Annotated in this window: 17 protein-coding genes; 13 read left to right on the top strand and 4 right to left on the bottom strand. The window is 64.3% G+C overall.

What is annotated here, in order from left to right:
- Positions 1-145 precede the first annotated feature (145 nt).
- Positions 146-1,009, bottom strand: a complete 864-nt coding sequence (gene ptrR / locus IAE40_RS00660) for a putrescine utilization regulator PtrR (RefSeq protein WP_054890640.1) — start codon at positions 1,007-1,009, stop codon at positions 146-148.
- 118 nt (positions 1,010-1,127) lie between these two features.
- Here ptrR and IAE40_RS00655 point away from each other — a divergent pair, with 118 nt between their 5' ends.
- From IAE40_RS00655 to IAE40_RS00605, 11 genes are all read left to right on the top strand, one after another.
- Complete coding sequence (locus IAE40_RS00655) at positions 1,128-2,513, top strand: aldehyde dehydrogenase family protein (protein ID WP_200602402.1); 1,386 nt, start codon at positions 1,128-1,130, stop codon at positions 2,511-2,513.
- Between the two features lie 254 nt (positions 2,514-2,767).
- Positions 2,768-3,838, top strand: a complete 1,071-nt coding sequence (locus IAE40_RS00650; RefSeq protein ID WP_200602401.1) for an enoyl-CoA hydratase/isomerase family protein — start codon at positions 2,768-2,770, stop codon at positions 3,836-3,838.
- Positions 3,839-3,855: 17 nt separating this feature from the next.
- Positions 3,856-5,007 carry an acyl-CoA dehydrogenase family protein gene (locus IAE40_RS00645; protein WP_125929948.1) on the top strand — a complete coding sequence of 384 codons (1,152 nt, stop codon included), beginning with the start codon at positions 3,856-3,858 and terminating at the stop codon, positions 5,005-5,007.
- Between the two features lie 564 nt (positions 5,008-5,571).
- Positions 5,572-6,633: a 3-deoxy-7-phosphoheptulonate synthase gene (locus IAE40_RS00640; RefSeq protein WP_200602400.1), complete on the top strand. Its 1,062-nt coding sequence runs from the start codon at positions 5,572-5,574 to the stop codon at positions 6,631-6,633.
- A 79-nt stretch (positions 6,634-6,712) separates the two neighbouring features.
- Positions 6,713-6,994: a peptidylprolyl isomerase gene (locus tag IAE40_RS00635; RefSeq protein ID WP_054890645.1), complete on the top strand. Its 282-nt coding sequence runs from the start codon at positions 6,713-6,715 to the stop codon at positions 6,992-6,994.
- A 7-nt stretch (positions 6,995-7,001) separates the two neighbouring features.
- Complete coding sequence (locus tag IAE40_RS00630; protein ID WP_442796966.1) at positions 7,002-8,957, top strand: extracellular solute-binding protein; 1,956 nt, start codon at positions 7,002-7,004, stop codon at positions 8,955-8,957.
- Positions 8,954-10,012, top strand: a complete 1,059-nt coding sequence (locus IAE40_RS00625; protein ID WP_054890646.1) for a microcin C ABC transporter permease YejB — start codon at positions 8,954-8,956, stop codon at positions 10,010-10,012. The genes IAE40_RS00630 and IAE40_RS00625 overlap by 4 nt, the downstream gene beginning before the upstream one ends.
- Entirely contained in the window at positions 10,012-11,028 is a 1,017-nt protein-coding gene (locus IAE40_RS00620; RefSeq protein WP_200602398.1) for an ABC transporter permease, read from the top strand. Before IAE40_RS00625 ends, IAE40_RS00620 begins: the two co-directional genes overlap by 1 nt.
- Positions 11,029-11,094: 66 nt before the next feature.
- Entirely contained in the window at positions 11,095-11,865 is a 771-nt protein-coding gene (hbdH, locus tag IAE40_RS00615) for a 3-hydroxybutyrate dehydrogenase (protein WP_200602397.1), read from the top strand.
- Positions 11,866-11,957: 92 nt separating this feature from the next.
- Complete coding sequence (locus IAE40_RS00610) at positions 11,958-13,916, top strand: acetoacetate--CoA ligase (RefSeq protein WP_200602396.1); 1,959 nt, start codon at positions 11,958-11,960, stop codon at positions 13,914-13,916.
- A gap of 34 nt (positions 13,917-13,950) precedes the next feature.
- The gene (locus IAE40_RS00605) at positions 13,951-14,226 is read left to right on the top strand and encodes a peptidylprolyl isomerase (RefSeq protein WP_054890650.1); all 276 of its coding nucleotides are present in this window, start codon (positions 13,951-13,953) and stop codon (positions 14,224-14,226) included.
- Between the two features lie 3 nt (positions 14,227-14,229).
- On the opposite strand, the gene hisN is transcribed toward IAE40_RS00605, so the two are convergent.
- Complete coding sequence (gene hisN, locus IAE40_RS00600; protein ID WP_200602395.1) at positions 14,230-15,021, bottom strand: histidinol-phosphatase; 792 nt, start codon at positions 15,019-15,021, stop codon at positions 14,230-14,232.
- 206 nt (positions 15,022-15,227) lie between these two features.
- On the opposite strand from hisN, the gene IAE40_RS00595 reads away from it, so the two are divergent.
- Positions 15,228-15,887, top strand: coding sequence for a helix-turn-helix transcriptional regulator (locus IAE40_RS00595; protein ID WP_200602394.1), 660 nt, complete (start codon positions 15,228-15,230; stop codon positions 15,885-15,887).
- 132 nt (positions 15,888-16,019) lie between these two features.
- Positions 16,020-17,351, top strand: coding sequence for a hypothetical protein (locus IAE40_RS00590; RefSeq protein ID WP_200602393.1), 1,332 nt, complete (start codon positions 16,020-16,022; stop codon positions 17,349-17,351).
- Positions 17,352-17,451: 100 nt separating this feature from the next.
- Here the strand turns inward: IAE40_RS00590 and IAE40_RS00585 are convergent, their stop codons facing one another.
- Together IAE40_RS00585 and macA are read right to left on the bottom strand one after the other, a co-directional pair.
- Positions 17,452-19,458 carry a MacB family efflux pump subunit gene (locus tag IAE40_RS00585; protein WP_200602392.1) on the bottom strand — a complete coding sequence of 669 codons (2,007 nt, stop codon included), beginning with the start codon at positions 19,456-19,458 and terminating at the stop codon, positions 17,452-17,454.
- 2 nt (positions 19,459-19,460) lie between these two features.
- Positions 19,461-20,618 carry a macrolide transporter subunit MacA gene (gene macA, locus IAE40_RS00580; protein WP_063544969.1) on the bottom strand — a complete coding sequence of 386 codons (1,158 nt, stop codon included), beginning with the start codon at positions 20,616-20,618 and terminating at the stop codon, positions 19,461-19,463.
- Between the last annotated feature and the right edge of the window lie 111 nt (positions 20,619-20,729).

Genomic DNA, 20,729 nt, shown 5'->3' with positions numbered 1-20,729 from the left:
GCTTGCGCCCCAGGCCATCCCACCTGGGGTCACAAGTAGTAATACTTTTCTGATTATCGTCAGCCGCGATAAAAGATGAAAGTCATTTGCCACTATCGAATAGGAAAAAAGTTAGCAAGGTATCGTTTTTTTCGCCTCGAACTCCTCAGCCGGCCTGCTCCTCCAGCAGGCGGATGAACATGCTCAGGCTGCGTGACACCGTACCGCGACGCCACACCAGCCAGGTCTTGAGGTAACGAAAGTCCTCGGACAACGGCCAGGCGCTGACCGTACTGGCGCCGGGCATGCTGTCGAGCATGCTGCGGGGCATCAGTGCCAGGCCTGCACCAGCGCTGACACAGGCGAGCATGCCGTGGTACGACTCCATCTCGTGGATCTTGCCCGGAACGGCCTTGTCCTTGACGAACCAGCTCTCGAAATGATGCCGGTACGAGCAGTTGGCACGGAAGGCGTAGATGCTTTCGCCGTTGACATCCTGGGCGCGACTGACCGGGGCGTGGTTCAAGGGTGCGATGACCATCATCTCCTCCTCGAACACCGGCATGCCCTCAAGTGTTGGATGCAGCACCGGGCCGTCGACGAAGGCTGCCACCAGCCGCCCGGACAGCACCCCTTCGAGCATGGTCCCCGACGGGCCAGTGGAGAGGTCCAGGTCGACCTTCGGATAACGCTGGTTATAGGCCGCCAGCACCGTAGGAATGCGCACCGCCGCGGTGCTCTCCAGCGAGCCGAGGGCAAAGGTGCCCTGCGGGTCTTCGCCGGCCACGGTCGAGCGCGCCTCCTGCACCAGCTCCAGGATGCGCCGGGTGTACTCCAGAAAGTTCCAGCCCGCCGGAGACAGGCGCAGGCGGCTCTTTTCGCGGATGAACAGCTCCACCCCCAGGTCTTCTTCGAGCTGCTTGATACGGGTGGTCAGGTTCGATGGCACCCGATGGATGTGTTGGGCGGCAGCGCTGATGCTGCCGTGTTCGGCCACGGCCTTGAACATCTCCAGTTGCACCAGGTCCACAGTCTTTCTCCATTCGTGAATGTTTCGCTCATTATTATTCAGTTTTCATTAAAGGCGCACGTCACTAGTCTGGCCTTCAGTCGAATACGACACCGCCAAGACAACAAGAGGACCCGCCATGAGCGAGATCAGCAGCCTGACCCATGCCATTTCCGTCGACCCATACAGCGGCGAACAGATTGGCGCCTACCCCTACGACACCGATGCCGCACTGGACGCAGCCCTGCAACGCGCCAAGGCCGGCTACGCCCAGTGGCGCCAGGTGTCGCTGGGTCAGCGCAGCGAATACCTGATCGCTCTGGCCAACGCACTGCAGGCCAACCACGAGGCCTTCGCGGTGATGATCACCCGCGAAATCGGCAAGCCGATCGCCCAGGCCCGTGGCGAAGTGACCAAGTGCATCGGCCTGTGCCAGTGGTACGCCGAACACGGCCCGGCCATGCTCGCCCCCGAGGCCACCCAGATCGAAAAAGCACGTATCGAATACCGCCCGCTCGGCCCTATCCTCGCGGTGATGCCGTGGAACTTCCCGATCTGGCAAGTGCTGCGTGGCGCCGTCCCTGCCCTGCTGGCCGGCAACACCTATGTGCTCAAGCACGCGCCGAACGTGATGGGCAGCGCCTACCTGCTGGCCGAGCTGTTCAAGCAGGCTGGCTTGCCGCAAGGCGTGTTCGAGGTGGTCAACGTCACTCCGGATGGCGTCACCCGCGCGATCAATGACCCGCGCATCGCCGCCATTACCCTCACCGGCAGCGTGCGTGCCGGCATGGCCATCGGTGCCCAAGCGGGCGCGGCGCTGAAGAAGTGCGTGCTCGAACTGGGCGGTTCCGATCCGTTCATCGTGCTGGCCGATGCCGACCTCGATGCCGCCGTCAAGGCTGCAGTGATCGGCCGCTACCAGAACACCGGCCAGGTCTGCGCTGCGGCCAAACGCTTCATCGTGGAAGACAGCATCGTCGAGGCCTTCACGCAGAAGTTCGTGGAAGCGACCCGCGCCCTGAAAATCGGCAACCCACTGCAGGACGACACGTACATCGGCCCGATGGCCCGCTTCGACCTGCGCGACGAGCTCGATGGCCAGGTCCAGGCGACCCTCGCCGAAGGCGCCACGTTGCTGCTGGGCGGCAAGAAAGTCGAAGGCAGCGCCAACTTCTACGAGCCGACCGTGTTCGCCAACGTGACCCGCGACATGACTGCCTTCAAGCAGGAGCTGTTCGGCCCGGTGGCGGCGATCATCAGCGCCCGTGACGCCGAACACGCGGTCGAACTGGCCAACGACAGCGAGTTCGGCCTGGCGGCGACGATCTATACCGCCGACCTGGCCCAGGCCGAGCGTATGACCTCGGCGCTGGACACCGGCGGTGTGTTCATCAACGGCTACTGCGCCTCCGACCCCCGCGTAGCGTTCGGCGGCGTCAAGAAGAGCGGTTTCGGGCGTGAGCTGTCGCACTTTGGTGTGCGTGAGTTCTGCAACGTGCAGACGGTGTGGCTGGACCGTAACTGAGGCGAGTGCGCGTCGCTCTTTTCGCGGGCAAGCCCGCTCCCACCAAGGATCACACCAGAGCTTGTGGGAGCGGGCTTGCCCGCGAAAGGGCCAGCACCCACACGGCAGATGCCTGATCATCTGCCACAAAAATGCACCCTTCCCCTGCAGATTTACCAATTGTGTCAGGCAAATACGCATGGCAGGATCCGTTGATCCTCCAGCGTACTTCCAGACTTACCTTGGAAAATCAATAACAAAGCAGGGAGACCGCGATGACCGCGCACGCTCGACCAACGGCCACGGATCATGTTCTGGCCGACACCCGCAATCACATCGGCCACCTGACACTCAACCGTCCCTCCGGCCTCAACGCCCTGACCCTCGACATGGTGCGCAGCCTGCAGCATCACCTCGACGCCTGGGCGCAGGATCCGCAAGTCAAGGCCGTTGTGCTGCGCGGCGAAGGCCCCAAGGGCTTCTGCGCAGGGGGCGACATCCGCTCGCTGCACGACAGCTTCAAGTCCGGCAGCGACCTGCATGAACGCTTCTTCGTCGAGGAATATGCCCTCGACCTGTGCATCCATCATTACCGCAAACCCATCCTGGTACTGATGGACGGCTTCACCCTCGGTGGCGGCATGGGCCTGGCCCAGGGCGCGGACCTGCGCATCGTCACCGAACGCAGTCGTCTAGGGATGCCCGAAGTCGGTATCGGCTACTTCCCCGATGTCGGCGGCAGCTACTTCCTGTCGCGCATCCCCGGCGAGCTGGGCATCTACCTGGGTGTCAGCGGCGCGCAGATCCAGGCCGCCGATGCCCTGTACTGCGGGCTGGCGGACTGGTACGTGGACAGCGCAAAGCTGGCCGCGCTGGACGAAGGCCTGAACCATCTGAACTTCGGCGACCAGCCACTCAAGGATCTGCAAGGTCTGCTTGCCAAACTTGGCTCCCAGAGGCTGGACGACGCGCCACTGGCCAAACTGCGCCCGGCCATCGATCACTTCTTCGCCCTGCCCGACCTGGCCAGCATCATCGAGCAACTGCGCGCCGTGAGCATCGGCGACAGCCGCCCCTGGGCACTGGCCACCGCCGATCAGCTGGAAACCCGCTCACCGCTGGCGATGGCGGTTACCCTGGAGATGTTGCGTCGCGGTCGCCGCCTGAGCCTGGAAGAATGCTTCGCCATGGAACTGCACCTGGACCGCCAGTGGTTCGCCCATGGCGATATCATCGAGGGCGTGCGTGCGCTGATCGTCGACAAGGACAAGCAGCCCCGCTGGAACCCGCCCACACTCGCCGCGCTGTCGCGCCAGCGGGTCGATCAATTCTTCGAAGGCCTGTGAGCCCGGGAGTACACAGCATGCAAGACCTGGAACTGAGCGAAGAACAGATCATGATCCGCGACATGGCCCGGGACTTTGCCCGTGGCGAGATCGCGCCCCATGCCCAGGCCTGGGAGAAGGCTGGCTGGATCGACGATGACGTGGTCCGCGCCATGGGCGAGCTGGGCCTGCTGGGCATGGTCGTGCCCGACACCTTCGGCGGCAGCTACACCGACTACGTCGCCTATGCCCTGGCAGTAGAAGAAATCTCGGCTGGCGACGGCGCGACCGGTGCGATGATGAGCATCCACAACTCGGTCGGCTGCGGCCCTCTGCTGGCTTATGGCAGCGCTGAGCAACAGCAGCAATGGCTGCCGCGCCTGGCCAGTGGCGAAGTGATTGGCTGCTTCTGCCTGACCGAGCCGCAGGCCGGCTCCGAAGCCCATAACCTGCGCACACGCGCCGAGCTGGTGGACGGCCACTGGGTCATCAGCGGCGCCAAGCAGTTCGTCAGCAACGCCCGCCGTGCGGGGCTGGCCATCGTCTTTGCCGTCACCGATCCGGAGCTGGGCAAGAAGGGCCTGTCGGCGTTCCTGGTAGAGACCGACAACCCAGGCTTCAAGGTCGATCGCAGCGAACACAAGATGGGCATCCGCGCCTCTGACACCTGCGCAGTCACCCTCGACAACTGCCGCATCCCGGCCGCCAATCTGCTGGGTGAGCGCGGCAAGGGCCTGGCCATTGCCCTGTCCAACCTCGAAGGCGGACGCATCGGCATCGCCGCCCAGGCCCTGGGCATTGCCCGTGCCGCGTTCGAGGCCGCGCTGACCTATTCGCGCGAGCGTATCCAGTTCGGCAAACCGATCAACGAGCACCAGAGCATCGCCAACCTGCTGGCCGACATGCAGGTGCAGGTCAACGCCGCACGCCTGCTGATCCTCCACGCCGCGCGCCTGCGCACGGCCGGCAAGCCATGCCTGTCGGAAGCCTCGCAGGCCAAGCTGTTCGCCTCGGAAATGGCCGAACGGGTGTGCTCCATGGCCATCCAGGTGCATGGCGGCTATGGGTATCTAGAGGACTATCCGGTGGAGAAGTACTACCGCGATGCGCGCATCACGCAGATCTACGAGGGCTCGAGCGAGATTCAGCGGATGCTGATTGCGCGAGAACTCAAGCACTACCCGCTGTGATCGCACCGCGCCGGGGCCGCGTCGCTGCCCCGGATTATCATCGCGATAGCATTTATCCATTGAACACAGCGTTGCAGGTGCAGTAAGCTCGACCCCACTCACTGGAGAGCAACATGTCGAAACATACCTGCAATCACGCCAACACCACCGGTCGCATCTCGCGCCCTGTGCTGGCCGTTGCCGGTCGTACCGTCGCCTGCTCCTATTTTGGGTATTGGTTTAGCCACTAGGCGCCGATACCCACACGGCGCCCACCTTCGAGGGGCCGCCGAACATGAGAATACTCAAACCCCCGGTCGGCTCCCCGACCGGGGGTTTTGCGTTTCCAGGCCCTGAAAAACATTCATTCGTTCCGAGGACAGATTCATGAACTACACCAGCTACCCCTACGCAGACACCTACGCCTGGCGATTTAGCCAATCCCGTTCGGGCCAGCCTGCCGCCTCCGTACGGTCCATCACTGGTGGCGACGCTGCACACAGTAATCATCCGAATACCTGTCGAACACCTCGATAGGGCCGACCGCGCGGGAAGCACCCGCCGTCCGCCCAGGGAAACAACGCCATGCAAGCTTCGAATCTCGCTCTGCCCCTGACCCAACCTGCCGCTGCCAACGCCTCCGTCAGCCAGCGCCTGCCCAGCCCCCACCTGCTCAAGCAGCAGATGCCGCTTTCCAGCGAACTCGCCCAGCAAGTCCACGCCCATCGCCAGGCCGTGCGCGCCATTCTCGAAGGCCGCGACACACGGCTGCTGGTGATCGTCGGCCCCTGCTCGATCCACGACCCACGCTCGGCCCTGGAGTACGCCGACCGCCTGGCGGCCCTGAGCCGCGAAGTCGATGACAAGCTGCTGCTGGTGATGCGGGCCTACGTGGAAAAACCGCGCACCACCGTCGGCTGGAAAGGCCTGGCCTACGACCCGCACCTGGACGGCAGCGACGACATGCATGCCGGTATCGCCCTGTCCCGAGGCCTGATGCTGGGCATGCTCGAACGCGGCTTGCCGATCGCCACCGAACTGCTCCAACCGATGGCAGCGGGCTATTTCGATGACCTGCTGAGCTGGGCGGCCATCGGTGCGCGTACGACTGAATCACAGATTCACCGCGAGATGGTCAGCGGCCTGGAACTGCCGGTCGGCTTCAAGAACGGCACCGACGGTGGGGTTGCCATCGCTACCGACGCCATGCGCAGCGCCGCGGCGCCGCACCGCCACTTCGGCATGGATGCGCAAGGCTACCCGGCGATCATCGAGACCTTCGGCAACCCGGATACCCACCTGGTGCTGCGCGGCGGCCACAAGGGCCCGAACTACGATGCCGACAGCATCGCCCTGGCCCGCCAGGGGCTGGCCAAGGCCGGGCTTGCGGCGCGGATCATGGTCGATTGCAGCCACGCCAACAGCGGCAAGGATCCGGCGCGTCAGCCCGCGGTATTCGAGGATGTGCTGAGCCAGCGCCTGGCCGGTGACACCTCGATCGTCGGCGTGATGCTCGAGGGGCACCTGTTCGACGGCTGTCAGGCGCTGGGCAAGGGCGCGTTGAAATACGGCGTGTCGATCACCGATGGCTGCCTGGGCTGGGATTCGACCGACGCCTTGCTGCGCCGGGCGGCAGATCAGTTGTAGGAGGCTAACGGCAAGCCTTGCGAGACATTTCGCCGCCAATTGCGCTAGGCTTGCCGTTTCACATCAAGGAGCAGTTCCCATGGCACGTGCCACCGCCCGCCACATCCTCGTCAGCAGCGAAGAGAAGTGCAACGAACTCAAGGCTCAGATCGAAGCCGGTGCCGACTTCGGCGAAATCGCCAAGGCCAACTCCACCTGCCCGTCCAGCCGCCAGGGCGGTGACCTGGGCTCCTTCGGTCCAGGCCAGATGGTCAAGGAATTCGACACCGTGGTGTTCAGCGCGCCAGTCAACACCGTGCAGGGCCCGGTCAAGACCCAGTTCGGCTACCACCTGCTGGAAGTGACCAGCCGCCAGGACTGATTCGGTCTTGTCCGCCCGCCCCTGCAGCGCCCTTGTAGGAGCGGGTTTGTCCCGCGACAGGGCCAGTACCGTCACCTCCTGCGTCTCGCAGCTCCCGATCGCGGGGCAAGCCCGCTCTTGCCGGGGGCTGAGTCGTCTGTTGGTCGGATGCTTGCTGTCATGCCTGGCATTGACCACCCAGGCCGCGCCCTCCCACGCCCTCACCGTCTACGGTGAAGCGCCGCGCTACCCCGCCAACTTCTCGCACTTCGACTACGTCGACCCGCACGCCCCCAAGGGCGGCAGCTTGCGGCGCTCGGCCATCGAGATTGGCCAGTTCGACCATATCCTGCCGTATATCGACAAGGGCACCGGCGTCAGCGAGGTCGATGGCTGGCTGTATGCACCGCTGGCAGTCCGCTCGTTCGATGAGCCGTACACGGTCTATGGCTTGATCGCCCGCCGGATGGAGCGTGGTCCGGACGACGCCTGGTTGCGTTTCGAAATCGACCCGCGTGCCACCTTTGCCGACGGCACACCAGTGCGCGCCGAGGATGTGCGTTTCACCTTCGAGCTGCTGATGAGCAAGGGCAGCCTCAAATACCGCACGCAGTTCGCCGAGGTTGCCGGGGTCACCGTGGAAGGCCCGCGCAGCGTTCGCTTCGACTTCAAGCAACCCCATGGCCGCACCCTGCCGCTGGACCTGGCAAGCCTGCCGGTACTGCCGGAACACGACTGGCAGGCACGCGACTTTGCCAATGGCGCCGGGTTCGAGAAACCGGTAGGCAGTGGCCCCTACCGCATCAGCCGGATCGACAACGGCCGCAGCATCACCTTCGAGCGCGACTCCGACTGGTGGGCCAAGGACCTGCCAGTCAACCGCGGGCGCTTCAACTTCCAGCGCTTGCGCGTCGAGTACTTCGGCGACACCGAGGTGGCCCGCCAGGTACTCAAGGGCGGCGGCTACGATTACAACCGCGAGTTCTCCGCCACCGCCTACACCCTGGGCTACAACGGCGCCCAGCTCGACGACGGCCGCCTGCAGCGCGCCCACCTGGGCCCTGCCAAGCCCCAGAACGCCCAGGGTTTCGTGTTCAACCTCGACAAGCCGGTGTTTCGCGACCGCCGTGTACGCCAGGCGCTGGCCATGCTCTGGGACTTCGAGTGGAGCAACCGGCAGATGATGCGCAACCTCTACATCCGCCAGCAAAGCCTGTACTCCAACACCCCGCTCGCAGCACGCGAGCTGCCCGACGCCGAGGAACTCAAACTGCTCGAACCGCTACGCGGCCAGATCCCCGACGAGGTCTTCAGCCAAGTGTTCACGGCACCGGTGACCGATGGCACGGGCATCGTCCGCAAACAGCAGTTGCAGGCACTGGAACTGCTCCAGGCTGCTGGCTGGCGCCCTGAAGGCGATCGGCTGGTAAACGCCGATGGCACCGCGCTGAGCTTCACCTTCCTCAACGGGCAATCGGGCCTCGAGCGCCTGCTCTTGCCATGGAAGCGCAACCTGGCGCAAATCGGCATCGAGCTGAATATCCGCAACGTCGACTCGGCGCAATACATCAACCGGCTGATGGCGCGCGACTACGACATGGTCGTGACCGGCTACCCGGTGACGCTGTCACCCGGCTCGGAGCAATACAACTACTTTGGTTCCGCCGCCGCCAACGACCCTGGTTCGAACAACCTCATGGTGCTCAAGGACCCGGCGGTCGACCACCTGCTCGATGGCCTGGTACGCGCCTCGACCCAGGCCGACATGCTGCGCCACGCCCACGCCCTGGACCGGGTGCTGCAGTGGAACTACTACTGGATTCCAAACTATTACCCGCCCGGCAGCTCGACCGTCTGGTGGAACCGCTTCGGCCTGCCCAAGGTGCAGGCCGCCTACGACGAAGGCCTGGATACCTGGTGGGAGCTCAGCCCCACGGCGCTGACCAATCAGCAGATGGCTGAACGTACGAAGGTTGCCCCATGACCGCCTATATCCTGCGGCGCCTGCTGCTGATCATTCCGACCTTGCTGGCGATCCTGCTGGTCAACTTCGCCATCGTCCAGGCGGCCCCCGGCGGCCCTGTGGAGCAGGCCGTGGCGCGCCTGCAAGGCATTGGCGGCGGCGCCCCCGGCGCGCGGGTCGAGGTGATGCAGGGCGAGTCTCGCGCCAGTCGCGGGCTCGACCCCAAGCTGATCGAAGAGATCAAGCGCCAGTACGGCTTCGACAAGAGCGCCCCGGAGCGCCTGTGGCTGATGCTCGGCCAGTATGCCCGGCTCGATTTTGGCCAGAGTTTCTTCCGTGGCGCCAAGGTCACCGACCTGATTCTCGACAAGTTGCCCGTCACCCTGTCACTGGGCTTCTGGGCGACGCTGATCACCTACCTGGTCTCGATCCCGTTGGGCATCCGCAAGGCTGTGCGCCACGGCAGCCGCTTCGATGCCTGGAGCAGCGCGCTGATCGTGGTTGGCTACGCACTGCCCTCGTTCCTCTTCGCCCTGCTGCTGATCGTACTGTTCGCCGGCGGCACGTCGTTGAACTGGTTCCCGGTGCGCGGGCTGGTCTCGGAAGACTTCGACCAGCTGAGCCTGCTGGGCAAGGTCGCCGATTATTTCTGGCACCTGGTGCTGCCGGTCGGGGCCTTGGTGATCGGTGGGTTCGCCACCCTCACCCTGCTGACCAAGAACGCCTTCCTCGACGAGATCTCGCGCCAGTATGTGGTCACCGCCCGGGCCAAGGGCTTGAGCCAACGCCGGGTGCTGTACGGCCATGTGCTGCGCAATGCCATGCTGCTGGTGGTGGCCGGGGTGCCGCAGGCGTTGATCACGGTGTTCTTCGCTGGTTCGTTGCTGATCGAAGTGATCTTCTCGCTCGACGGCCTCGGGCGCATGAGCTACGAGGCGGCCGTCTCACGGGACTACCCGGTGGTGTTCGGCACCCTGTTCATCTTCACCCTGGCAGGCTTGCTGATTCGTCTGGTCGGCGACCTGTCGTACACCTTGCTCGACCCGCGCATCGACTTCGACACGAGGGCGCACTGATGCTCTCGCCTGTCGCCCGGCGCCGCCTGCAGCGTTTTCGCCATAACCGCCTGGGCTGGGTTTCGCTGTGGCTGTTCGCCGCCCTCCTGCTGCTGAGCCTGGGTGCAGAGCTGGTGGCCAACGACAAGCCGCTGCTGCTGTCGTACAAGGGCGAGCTGTACACCCCCGCACTCAAGCGCTACACCGAGCAGCAGTTTGGCGGTGAGCTGCCTTTCCAGCCCGACTACCGCAGCGCCTATGTGCGCCAATTGATCGAAGGCCAGGGCGGCTGGATGCTGTTTGCCCCCATCCCCTTCAGTGCCGACACGCCCAACTACGACCTGCACGTGCCCACCCCCAGCCCGCCCAGCGCGAGCAATTGGCTGGGCACCGACGATCAGGGCCGCGACGTGCTCGCGCGGGTGCTGTATGGCACACGTATTTCCTTGCTGTTCGCCTTCGCCCTGACCCTGGTCAGCGTGCTGATCGGCGTCGCCGCCGGCGCGCTGCAGGGCTACCACGGCGGCTGGGTCGACCTGCTCGGCCAGCGCCTGCTGGAGGTTTGGTCGGGGTTGCCGGTGCTGTATCTGCTGATCATCCTGTCCGGCTTCGTCGAACCGAATTTCTGGTGGTTGCTGGGGATCATGGCGCTGTTCTCCTGGCTGACCCTGGTCGACGTGGTACGCGCCGAGTTCCTGCGCGGGCGCAACCTGGAGTACGTCAAGGCCGCCCGTGCACTGGGCCTGCCTGACACCCAGGTGATGCTGCGGCATATCCTGCCCAATGCCATGAACGCCACACTGACCTACATTCCGTTCATGATGACCGGTGCCATCACCACCCTGACAGCACTGGACTTCCTCGGCTTCGGCATGCCGGCCGGCACCGCGTCGCTGGGTGAGCTGGTGACCCAGGGCAAGCAGCACCTGCAAGCCCCCTGGCTGGGCTTCACCGCATTCTTCGCGCTGGCGGTGATCCTGTCGCTGCTGGTATTCATCGGCGATGCGCTGCGGGAGGCGTTCGACCCGCGGCGCTGATTCGGCCCTCGACTGAAAGACACACTGATCGTTTCAACGCTATCGGCATCGTGTAAGGAGCGGCACATGACTCTAGACGGCAAGACGGCACTCATCACCGGATCCACCAGCGGTATCGGCCTGGGCATCGCCAAGGTACTGGCCCGGGCGGGTGCCAACATCCTGCTCAACGGCTTTGGCGATCCACAACCGGCGCTCGCCGAGATCGCCCGCCACAGCGTGAAGGTCGCCCACCATCCGGCCGACCTGTCCGAGGTGACGCAGATCGAGGCCCTGTTCGACCTGGCCGAGCGCGAGTTCGGCGGCGTCGACATCCTCGTCAACAACGCCGGCATCCAGCACGTCGCGCCGGTGGAAGCCTTCCCGGTGCAGAGCTGGGACAAGATCATCGCCTTGAACCTCTCGGCCGTGTTCCACGGCACCCGCCTGGCCCTGCCGGGCATGCGCGAACGCGGCTGGGGGCGCATCATCAACATTGCCTCGGTGCACGGCCTGGTGGGCTCCACCGGCAAAGCCGCCTACGTGGCGGCAAAACACGGAGTGATCGGCTTGACCAAGGTGGTGGCGCTGGAAACCGCGACCAGCAACGTGACCTGCAATGCCATCTGCCCCGGCTGGGTGCTGACCCCGCTGGTGCAGAAGCAGATCGACGACCGCGCAGCGGCAGGCGGCGACCCTCGGCAGGCCCAGCATGACCTGCTGGCCGAGAAACAGCCCTCGCTGGCCTTCGTCACCCCCGAGCACCTGGGCGAGCTGGCGCTGTTCCTGTGCAGCGAGGCCGGCAGCCAGGTGCGTGGCGCCGCCTGGAACGTGGATGGCGGCTGGTTGGCGCAGTAACGTCTAGAGTTCAATCAGGGACCGTCTTGAATGTACCTTCAAGACGGCGCCTGGCAGGCCGTGTCGATGCCCCACCGACCGAGGAGTTTCGCATGAGCGACGTACTGTGGCGCCCCAGCCCCGCGCAGGTCCAGGCCAGCCGAATGGACCACTTCCGCCGCCAGGTGAACCAGGACCTTGGGCTGCAGCTCGCCAACTATGCAGACCTGCACCGCTGGAGCATCGAGCAGCGCGAAGCGTTCTGGCAGAGCCTCTGCGCGTTCTTCGAAGTGCGCTGGCACAGTCTGCCCTCGCAGGTGCTCAGCGAAGGCGCGCAGATGCCGGACGCGCGCTGGTTCGCAGGTGGCACGCTCAACTATGCAGAACACTTGTTGCGCCGGCGCGACACGCATCCGGCGCTGATCGCCGTGCGTGAGGACGGCACACGCGAGGTACTCAGCCACCGTCAACTGGCCGCCGAGGTCGCCGGCCTGCAACGCGCCTTCAAGGCCCTCGGCATCCAGCCAGGCGATCGTATCGCCGCGATCATGCCCAACACCTGGCAAACGCTGGTGGCCATGCTTGCCAGCGCCAGCCTGGGGGCGGTCTGGTCCAACGCCTCCCCCGAGTTCGGGCTGCACGGCATCATCGATCGTTTTGGCCAGATCGCGCCCAAACTGCTGATCGCTTGTGCCGGTTATCACTATGCCGGCAAGGTGATCGACCAGGTGGAGAAGATCAACCAGGTCTGCGCCCAGTTGCCGGCGCTGGAGCACCTGCTGGTCGTGCCCTACACCCGCGAGCAGACGCGCACCGATGAGTTCGTCGGCCTCGAGGTCAGCCTCTGGCAGGACGTCTATCAGGCCGGCGGCGAACCTGAGTTCACCGCCCTGCCTTTCGACCACCCGCTGTACATCCTCTACTCCAGCGGCACCACAGGCGTACCCAAGTGCATCGTCCACGGTGCAGGAGGCGTAGTGCTGCAGCATCTGAAAGAACATGGCCTGCACAACGATCTGAAGGCCGATGACGTGATGTTCTACTACACCACCTGTGGCTGGATGATGTGGAACTGGTTGGCCAGCGGCCTGGCGGTCGGTGCCACCCTGGTGCTGTACGACGGCTCGCCGCTGCACCCGGGCCCCGAACGCCTGCTCGACCTGATCGACGCCGAAGGCATCCAGGTATTCGGAACCAGCGCCAAGTACCTGGCCACCCTGGAACAGCAAGGCCTGGTGCCGATGCGCAGCCATCGTCTCGACAGCCTGCGCCTGTTGCTTTCCACCGGTTCGCCGCTGTCGCCGCACAGCTACGACTACGTCTACTACCAGATCAAGCGTGATGTGCGCCTGGTGTCGATGTCCGGCGGTACCGACATCGTTTCATGCTTCGTGCTGGGTAACCCGACCTTGCCAATACGGCGTGGGGAGATGCAATGCCGGGGCCTGGGCATGGCCGTGCAGGTGTGGAACGAACGACGCGAGGCGGTGGTGGGTGAGAAAGGTGAGCTGGTCTGCACCCGTCATTTCCCGTCGATGCCGTTGGGGTTCTGGGGCGACAACGACGGCAGCCGCTATCACGAGGCTTACTTCAGCCTGTTTCCTGGCGTATGGGCGCAGGGTGACTACGCCGAAGAGACCGCCAGCGGCGGCCTGGTGATCCACGGGCGCTCCGACGCAGTGCTCAACCCCGGCGGCGTGCGCATCGGTACGGCAGAGATCTATCGTCAGGTGGAGAAGGTCGAGGAGGTGGTCGAGAGCATCGCCATCGGCCAGGACTGGCAAGGCGACGTGCGTGTGGTGCTGTTCGTGCGTCTGCGCGAGGGGCTGCAACTGGACGACGACCTGTGCCAGCGTATCCGCCAGGTGATACGCCAATACACCACGCCGCGCCATGTGCCAGCGGTGATTGCCCAGGTGCCAGACATCCCACGCACCGTCAGCGGCAAACTGGTGGAGCTGGCGGTGCGCAACGTGGTGCACGGGCTGGCGGTAAAGAACACCGATGCCCTGGCCAACCCCGAGGCGCTGGCGCATTTCCGTGACCGCGCCGAGCTGCGGGATCAGGCATAATGGCGCCCTTTTTTGCCCGAAGCACAGGTGTCACATGAAAGCACAAGCGCGCCATATCCTGGTCAAGACCGCCGATGAGGCCGAACAACTCAAGCAACGCCTGGCCAAGGGCGAGGCGTTCGACGTGCTGGCGAAGAAGTTCTCGACCTGCCCGTCAGGCAAGCGCGGTGGTGATCTGGGGGAGGTGCGTCCTGGCCAGTTGGTCGGGGCCATCGACCAGGTGATCTTCAAGAAGGCCCTGCGCGTGGTGCATGGGCCGATCAAGACCAAGTTCGGTTATCACCTGGTGCAGGTGTTCTACCGCGACTGAGCGTTACATCGCTGCGCGCAACATCTCCACCACCTGGGCATGAAGCGCTGGGTCGCCGCAGGCCACGATGCAGCCACCGTTCTGCGCCGAGGTGCCATCCCACGCGGTGATCACACCGCCCGCCCCTTCGATGATCGGCATCAGCGCCTGCACGTCGTAGGGCTGCAGGCTCGCCTCGACGATCACATCGACAAACCCCGACGCCAGCATGCAATAGGCGTAGCAGTCGCCGCCATAACGCATCAGCCGCGCCCGCCCGGCCACGTGCTCGAAGGCCGCCTTGCGCGCCGGGGTGTCGAACATGTCCGGTGTGGTACACATCAGCGTGGCCGCCTCGAGCGACCCACAGGTGCGGGTCTTCAGCGGCGCACCGCTACGCCAGGCGCCCTCGGGCGTACCGACGAAACGCTCGCCGGTAAAGGGTTGGTTCATCACCCCCACCACTGGCTGCTGGCCATCATTCAGGGCAATCAGCGTGCCCCACAGCGGCAGGCCGGTAATGAAGGCCCGGGTGCCATCGATCGGGTCCAGCACCCAGGTCAACGGGCTGCTGCCTTTCGCCACGCCCTGCTCCTCGCCCAGGATGCCATGCGTCGGATATCGCGCCTGGATCAACGCACGCATGGCGTCTTCTGCGGCTTTGTCCGCCACGGTCACCGGATCGTAGAGGCGCCCGCCCTTGTCCTCGACCTCCAGGCTCGCGCGAAAATACGGCTGGATCGCCAGCGCAGCGGCGTCGGCCAATTGCTCGGCAAAAGCACGAAACTCTGCGATCTGCTCAGCGTTCAGGGACATGGGACCGGCCTCGTAGGGAAAAGGCGGCCATGATACCCCAGCACGGCGTCGCAGGCGCACAGGCACCTCACTTTCGGGCATGGGGTTATGACCATTTCATCAAGCGGTAGCTGAATCGTTGTACTAGGATAGCAAGCAGTCGCGCCCAAATACTGGCTAAAAGCCATATCGCGACTTTCGGATGACCGCTACTCATGGACGATACGATGAATTCGCACCTGCTCTTTCCGCAGATCGGCAAAGTCATTGCCAGCACCGGCAGCCGCCAATTCCCGCGCCTGCTGCATGACCTGATCCAGACCCACCTGAGCATCGATGCCACGCATATCCGCCAGGTGCGCCTGGCCTCACCCGGTTTGCACGGCAGCACCACCCTGCTCAGTGAAACCGTGTTCAGCGCCAGAGAACCCGCCTGCGACGAGTTCCTCGACCCGGCCCGTCTGCACCTGGTGCGCCGCACTGCCGATTATCACTACGAACTGCATGTCCTGCGCGCTGATCGCGCGAGCTTCTCGCCGCGCGAGCGCGACTGCCTGCAGGACATCTCGCCGCTGCTGCTGCCCATGCTGCAAAAGCACCTGGATGCCTTGCAGCCCAGCATCAGCGAGCGCCCGACAATCGATACCCTGCAGGAGCGTTTCCGCGAGCGCCTGAGCCAGACGGGCCTTGCCCTGTCAGAACGGGAAATGCAGGTCTGCCTCGGCCTGCTGGCCGGTCACACCGCACCGCAACAGGCCGAACGGCTGCAGTTGAAGGTCAATACGGTGGAAAGCTACCTGCGTCGCGCGGCGATCAAGCTGGGGATCAGCGGGCGGCATTCGTTGATGCGCTGGATGTATGGCGCCCATTCCTCGATACACCCCTGAGCGCCCCGCTACCGGGGCATTCAACCCCCGCAGTCGATGTGGCGCAGTAGCGACCTATCATTTTTGCCAGTTGGAGCAGCACATCGACTGCGCTAGTTTCGACGCCATCCTGACACGATGGAGCTCACCACCATGTCCGTGCAATCTTCCGGCACGCCTGACCATGCCTACGGCACGCAAGGAGTGGCCAATATTCCGGCCGAACCTCCCTATAACCCGGACGTGGCCTCTCTCCAAGTCGGGCCATCAACCCTCGACGCCAAAGGGCGGCTGGTGGTATTCGGCCGTAACCCCGCAGACTCCAGCCCAGGATTGCTCACCCGGCTCAACGCCGATGGCCACTGGGACGAAAGCACCGGCCATGTGGTCGTAGACGCTGCGAATCTGCCCGATGAGGCACTGGACTTCAAAGGGCTTGTCGGCGCCACGATCAATGGCCAGCAGACCTATTTCGCCGTTGGCGTGCCCACCTATTTCGATGCTGACTTCGAACGCTATCTGAACTTCGTCGGTATCAGCCGTTTTGATGAAAGCTTCCAACCGGTAACGTCCTTTGGCGAAAACGGTCATGCTTTACCAGACCCGGGCGAAGGTTGGCAGAAGGGTGACGTGGGCGACACCAGAAAGCATCGGGTGAAGCACTCGACGAAAGCGCTTCTGTCGTCCGAGGAGCGCCCACTGGTATTAGCGAGCGGCTTGTTGCGAGCCATCTTCCCCTACACCCTCGGCGACGGGAACGACGAGCACACCGAAAGCTGGTTGGCGGTCTTCAACCCCGTGACTGGCGAGCTGGCACCTGAGCTCGGCGAGGCGCGTGATCTCGGCATGTTGCCACTGACCGACAAGGCCGGTTTATCGTTGCGGGTCTTGCGTGCGCACTTCTTCGCCGACGGTAGTTTCCTGGTGCTGGCAGAAAACGCCAGCCAGCGAGTCATCGTGAGGCGTTACGACCGGCACGCCATCGCCGATGAACGCTTCAATGATGGCAAGGGCCAGCGGGACCTGTTCGCCGTTCAAGCAAGCATGCGCCTCGGCATGTCCGCAAGGAACGGTCGGATCGCTGTTTCCCGGGGCGTGGAATTCCAGCTCCAACAACCCACGACAGTGTTCATGCTGACCGAGTCCGGTACGAACGACACAACCTTCAATCGCGGCCAACCTTTGACGCTCGGCAGCGACGGCCATGGCCTGGCGCTGGGCGAGCTTCATATCGATGGCCAGGATCGCATCGTGCTCGGTGGCGCCCTGCTGACCGCCGTCAACGTCGGTCGTTTGCATGTGTATCGCCTGACACCGTCGGGAGAGTTCGACAGCGCATTCGGCAACGAGGGTCTCTTTGACGGCGGCCCTGACTTCAGGACGGCGAACAAGGTATTTGTCAGTGAGCACGGCATACACATCCTGACGCTGTTCCCTAACTCCGACCTCTATTTCTTGGAACGGGTGCTCAAGCTGCACGGCTGACCGGGTTCTGCGCCGATACAGGAGTTCCTCGGCGCAGCGCCCCGCGCTCGATGAACCTGTCGCTGACTCACACCCCGTGCGTCAGCGACTGCCGTTCCGTTCAATCCCGCGCCAAGGCTTCGATCGGGTCCAGTCGTGCGGCGTTTCGTGCGGGCACGAAGCCGAACACGATGCCGATCAACGTCGAACAGGCGAACGCGGTGGCAATCGAGGCCGGCGAGAACACCATCTCCCACTGTTTGACGAACAGTGTGAACAGATAGCCGATCCCGTACGACAACGCGATCCCCACCAGCCCGCCGAACAGGCAGACCATCACCGCCTCCACCAGGAACTGCTGGCGAATGTCCGACTGCCGGGCACCCACGGCCATGCGAATGCCGATCTCACGGGTACGTTCGGTGACCGACACCAGCATGATGTTCATCACCCCGATCCCCCCCACCACCAATGAAATCACCGCGATCAACGACAGCAGCAGGGTCAGCGAACGACTGGTCTTCTGCACCGTCTGCATGATGCTGTCGAGGTTATTGGTGAAGAAGTCCTTGGTGCCGTGGCGCTGCAGCATCAAGGTGTTGACCTCTTGCTCCACCCGCTTGCTTGGCATGCCGTCCTTGATCCGCACGCTGATGCTGTCCAGGTGGCGCTGCCCCAGCAGGCGCCCGGCAGCGGTTTCGTAGGGCACCCAGACGTTCAGCGCGTTGCTGGCAGCGAACAGGTTCTTGTTCTCGGTGGTCACGCCGATCACCGTGCACGGCAGATTGCCGATCAGGATCACCTGCCCGAGCGGGTCTACCCCCTCGCCGAACAGCCGCAAGCGCGTGTTGTGGTCGATCACCACCACTTGCGCCTGGCGCCGGGCATCGCTTTCGCTGAAGGCGATGCCGGCGGCCAGGTTGATGTTGCGTACCTGGAAGTAGCGTTCGCTGACGCCATTGAGCTGTACGTCCAGGTCCAGGTTGCGGTAGCGCACCAGCATGCTGCGGCCGATCACCGGCGTTGCACTGTCGACGTAATACAGTTGGTTGAGCGCAGTGACGTCGGCCAGCACCAGGGTTTCGATGGCCTTTGCCCGGCTGTCACCGAAGTTGCTGCCCGAATAGATGTCGATGGTGTTGCTGCCGATCGCCTGAATATCCTTGAGCACATAGCCTTTGGCGCCCTCGCCGATCGCCGAGATCGACACCACCGAGGTGATGCCGATGACGATGCCGAGCATGGTCAGCAATGTGCGCATGCGGTGCGAGATCAACGCGATCCAGGCCATGTTGAACGCTTCACGGAACAACCCCAGGCTGGCCACCAGGCGCCGTGGCGGCCGGGCCTTGCGTTGCGGCTCGGGGATCGCTGCGTCGGGCGCGGCCTGCGGCATGTTGCGCTGATCGCTGACGATCTGCCCGTCGCTGACCTCGATGATGCGCTCGGCATGGGCTGCGACCTTGGGATCGTGGGTCACCAGGATCACGGTGTGCCCGGCGGCGTGCAGCTCCAGCAGGATGGCCATCACTTCCTTGCCGCTGGCCGTGTCGAGGGCGCCGGTAGGCTCGTCCGCGAGGATCACCTCGCCGCCGTTCATCAAGGCCCGGCAGATACTCACCCGCTGCTGCTGGCCGCCCGACAGTTGGCTGGGGCGATGCGTCAGGTGCCCGGCCAGGCCGAGGCGCTTGAGCAGTTCCTGGGCCCGCTCGTGGCGCTGGGCCTGGGGCGTGCCCGCATACACCGCCGGGATCTCGACATTGCGCAGGGCGTCCAGGTGCGGCAGCAGGTGATAGCGCTGGAAGATGAAGCCGAAATGGTCGCGGCGCAGCGCTGCCAGCGCCTCATCGTCCATGTCGCGGGTTTCCTGGCCGCCCACCTGATAGGAACCGGCGCTGGCGTGGTCCAGGCAGCCAAGGATGTTCATCAGCGTCGATTTGCCCGAGCCCGACGCGCCAATGATCGCCACCAACTCGCCCGCGTCGATTTCCAGATCGATATGGCGCAGGGCGAGAAACTCGCGGTCTCCCGCCATGAAACTGCGGCTCACGCCCTCCAGGCGCAGCAGCGGCTGGCCGGCTTCGACGGCGGTGGTGCGCTGCGAGGCCAGTTCGACGTTCATGTTCATGCTCATGCCCCCGCCGCATCGCCGATGGGCTCACCGATCACTACCCGGTCGCCCTCGTCCAGCCCCTGCCTGATCTCGACCCTGACATTGTTGTTGATCCCGGCCTGCACCTGGCGCACCTGGGCAAAGCCCTTGGCGTCGACTACCCGCACCGGGAAGCTGCCGTCGCCACTGCGCGGCCCGAGCGCCGCCACCGGCACACTGAGCACCGCCTCGGCGGTGGCCAGCACGATGCGTACCTGAGCGGTCATGGAAATGCGCAGGCGGTGGTCTGGGTTGGGCACCTCGAACAAGGCGTTGTAGAACACCGCGGTGTTCTGCTTTGGCGCCGCGGCGCCGCTCTTGTCGGTGCTCTCCAGGTAGTTCTGCGGCGCAGGCTCCGTGCCGCGCAAGGTCGCGTAGTAGCGTTTGTCTTCGCCCAGGATGGTGAAGTACACCTGCTGGCCGGGGCTGATATGGATCACGTCGGCTTCGGAGACCTGCGCCTTGACCGTCATGGTATCCAGGTCGGCGAGCTTGAGGATCACCGGCGCCAGTTGCTGGGCGATCACGGTTTGCCCTTCCTGGGTGACGATACCCACCACATCGCCGTCGATGGGTGCACTGATGCGCGTGTAGTCGAGGTTGACCTTGGCCGTGTCGATCTGCACCTGGGCGCTCTTGATCTGCGCGTCCAGCGAGTGCAGGGTCGCCTGCTGCACTTGGTACTCGGACTCGGCGTTCTCGAAGTCCTGGCGCGAGATCGACTCGTCGTCCTGCAACGCACTGTAGCGCTCGTAGACCCGGCGGGTCTGATTGACCCGGGCCAGGGTCGAGCGCCGCTCGGCCTGCAGCTTTTCTTCATCGACCTGGGCCTGGCGTAGCGTGTTGCGCAGCACCAGTGGATCGATCTCGGCGAGCCACTGGCCCTTGGTCACCTTGTCGCCCAGCTTGACCTTCAGCGAGCGCAACTGACCGGAAACCTGGGCACCGACATCGACCTGGCGGATACCCTCGAGCACGCCGGTGGCCAGCACCGCGTTCTCGATATCACCACGCTCGACCGTGGCAGTGATGTAGCGTGGCGGCGTAGCCGGGGCCTGTACCGCGTACAACGTGATCCCTGCTACCAGCGCCAGGGCACAGCCCAGGCTTATCTTGCGAAATCTGCTCTTGTCCATAAATGCTCGTTCATCCGTTCCAAAGGCCTGCGTGCCACACCGCCCCTTGTGGGGGCGGGCTGGCCTCGCAATCACCGGTCAAGCCGGTGCCAGATACTGCGGTGCTGCAAT

It is taken from the genome of Pseudomonas sp. S44 (assembly GCF_016624805.1).
In the GTDB taxonomy this organism is placed as follows: domain Bacteria; phylum Pseudomonadota; class Gammaproteobacteria; order Pseudomonadales; family Pseudomonadaceae; genus Aquipseudomonas; species Aquipseudomonas machongensis.
The sequence above is the reverse complement of the archived record's forward strand: the minus strand, read 5'-3'. Positions and strand labels throughout refer to the sequence as shown.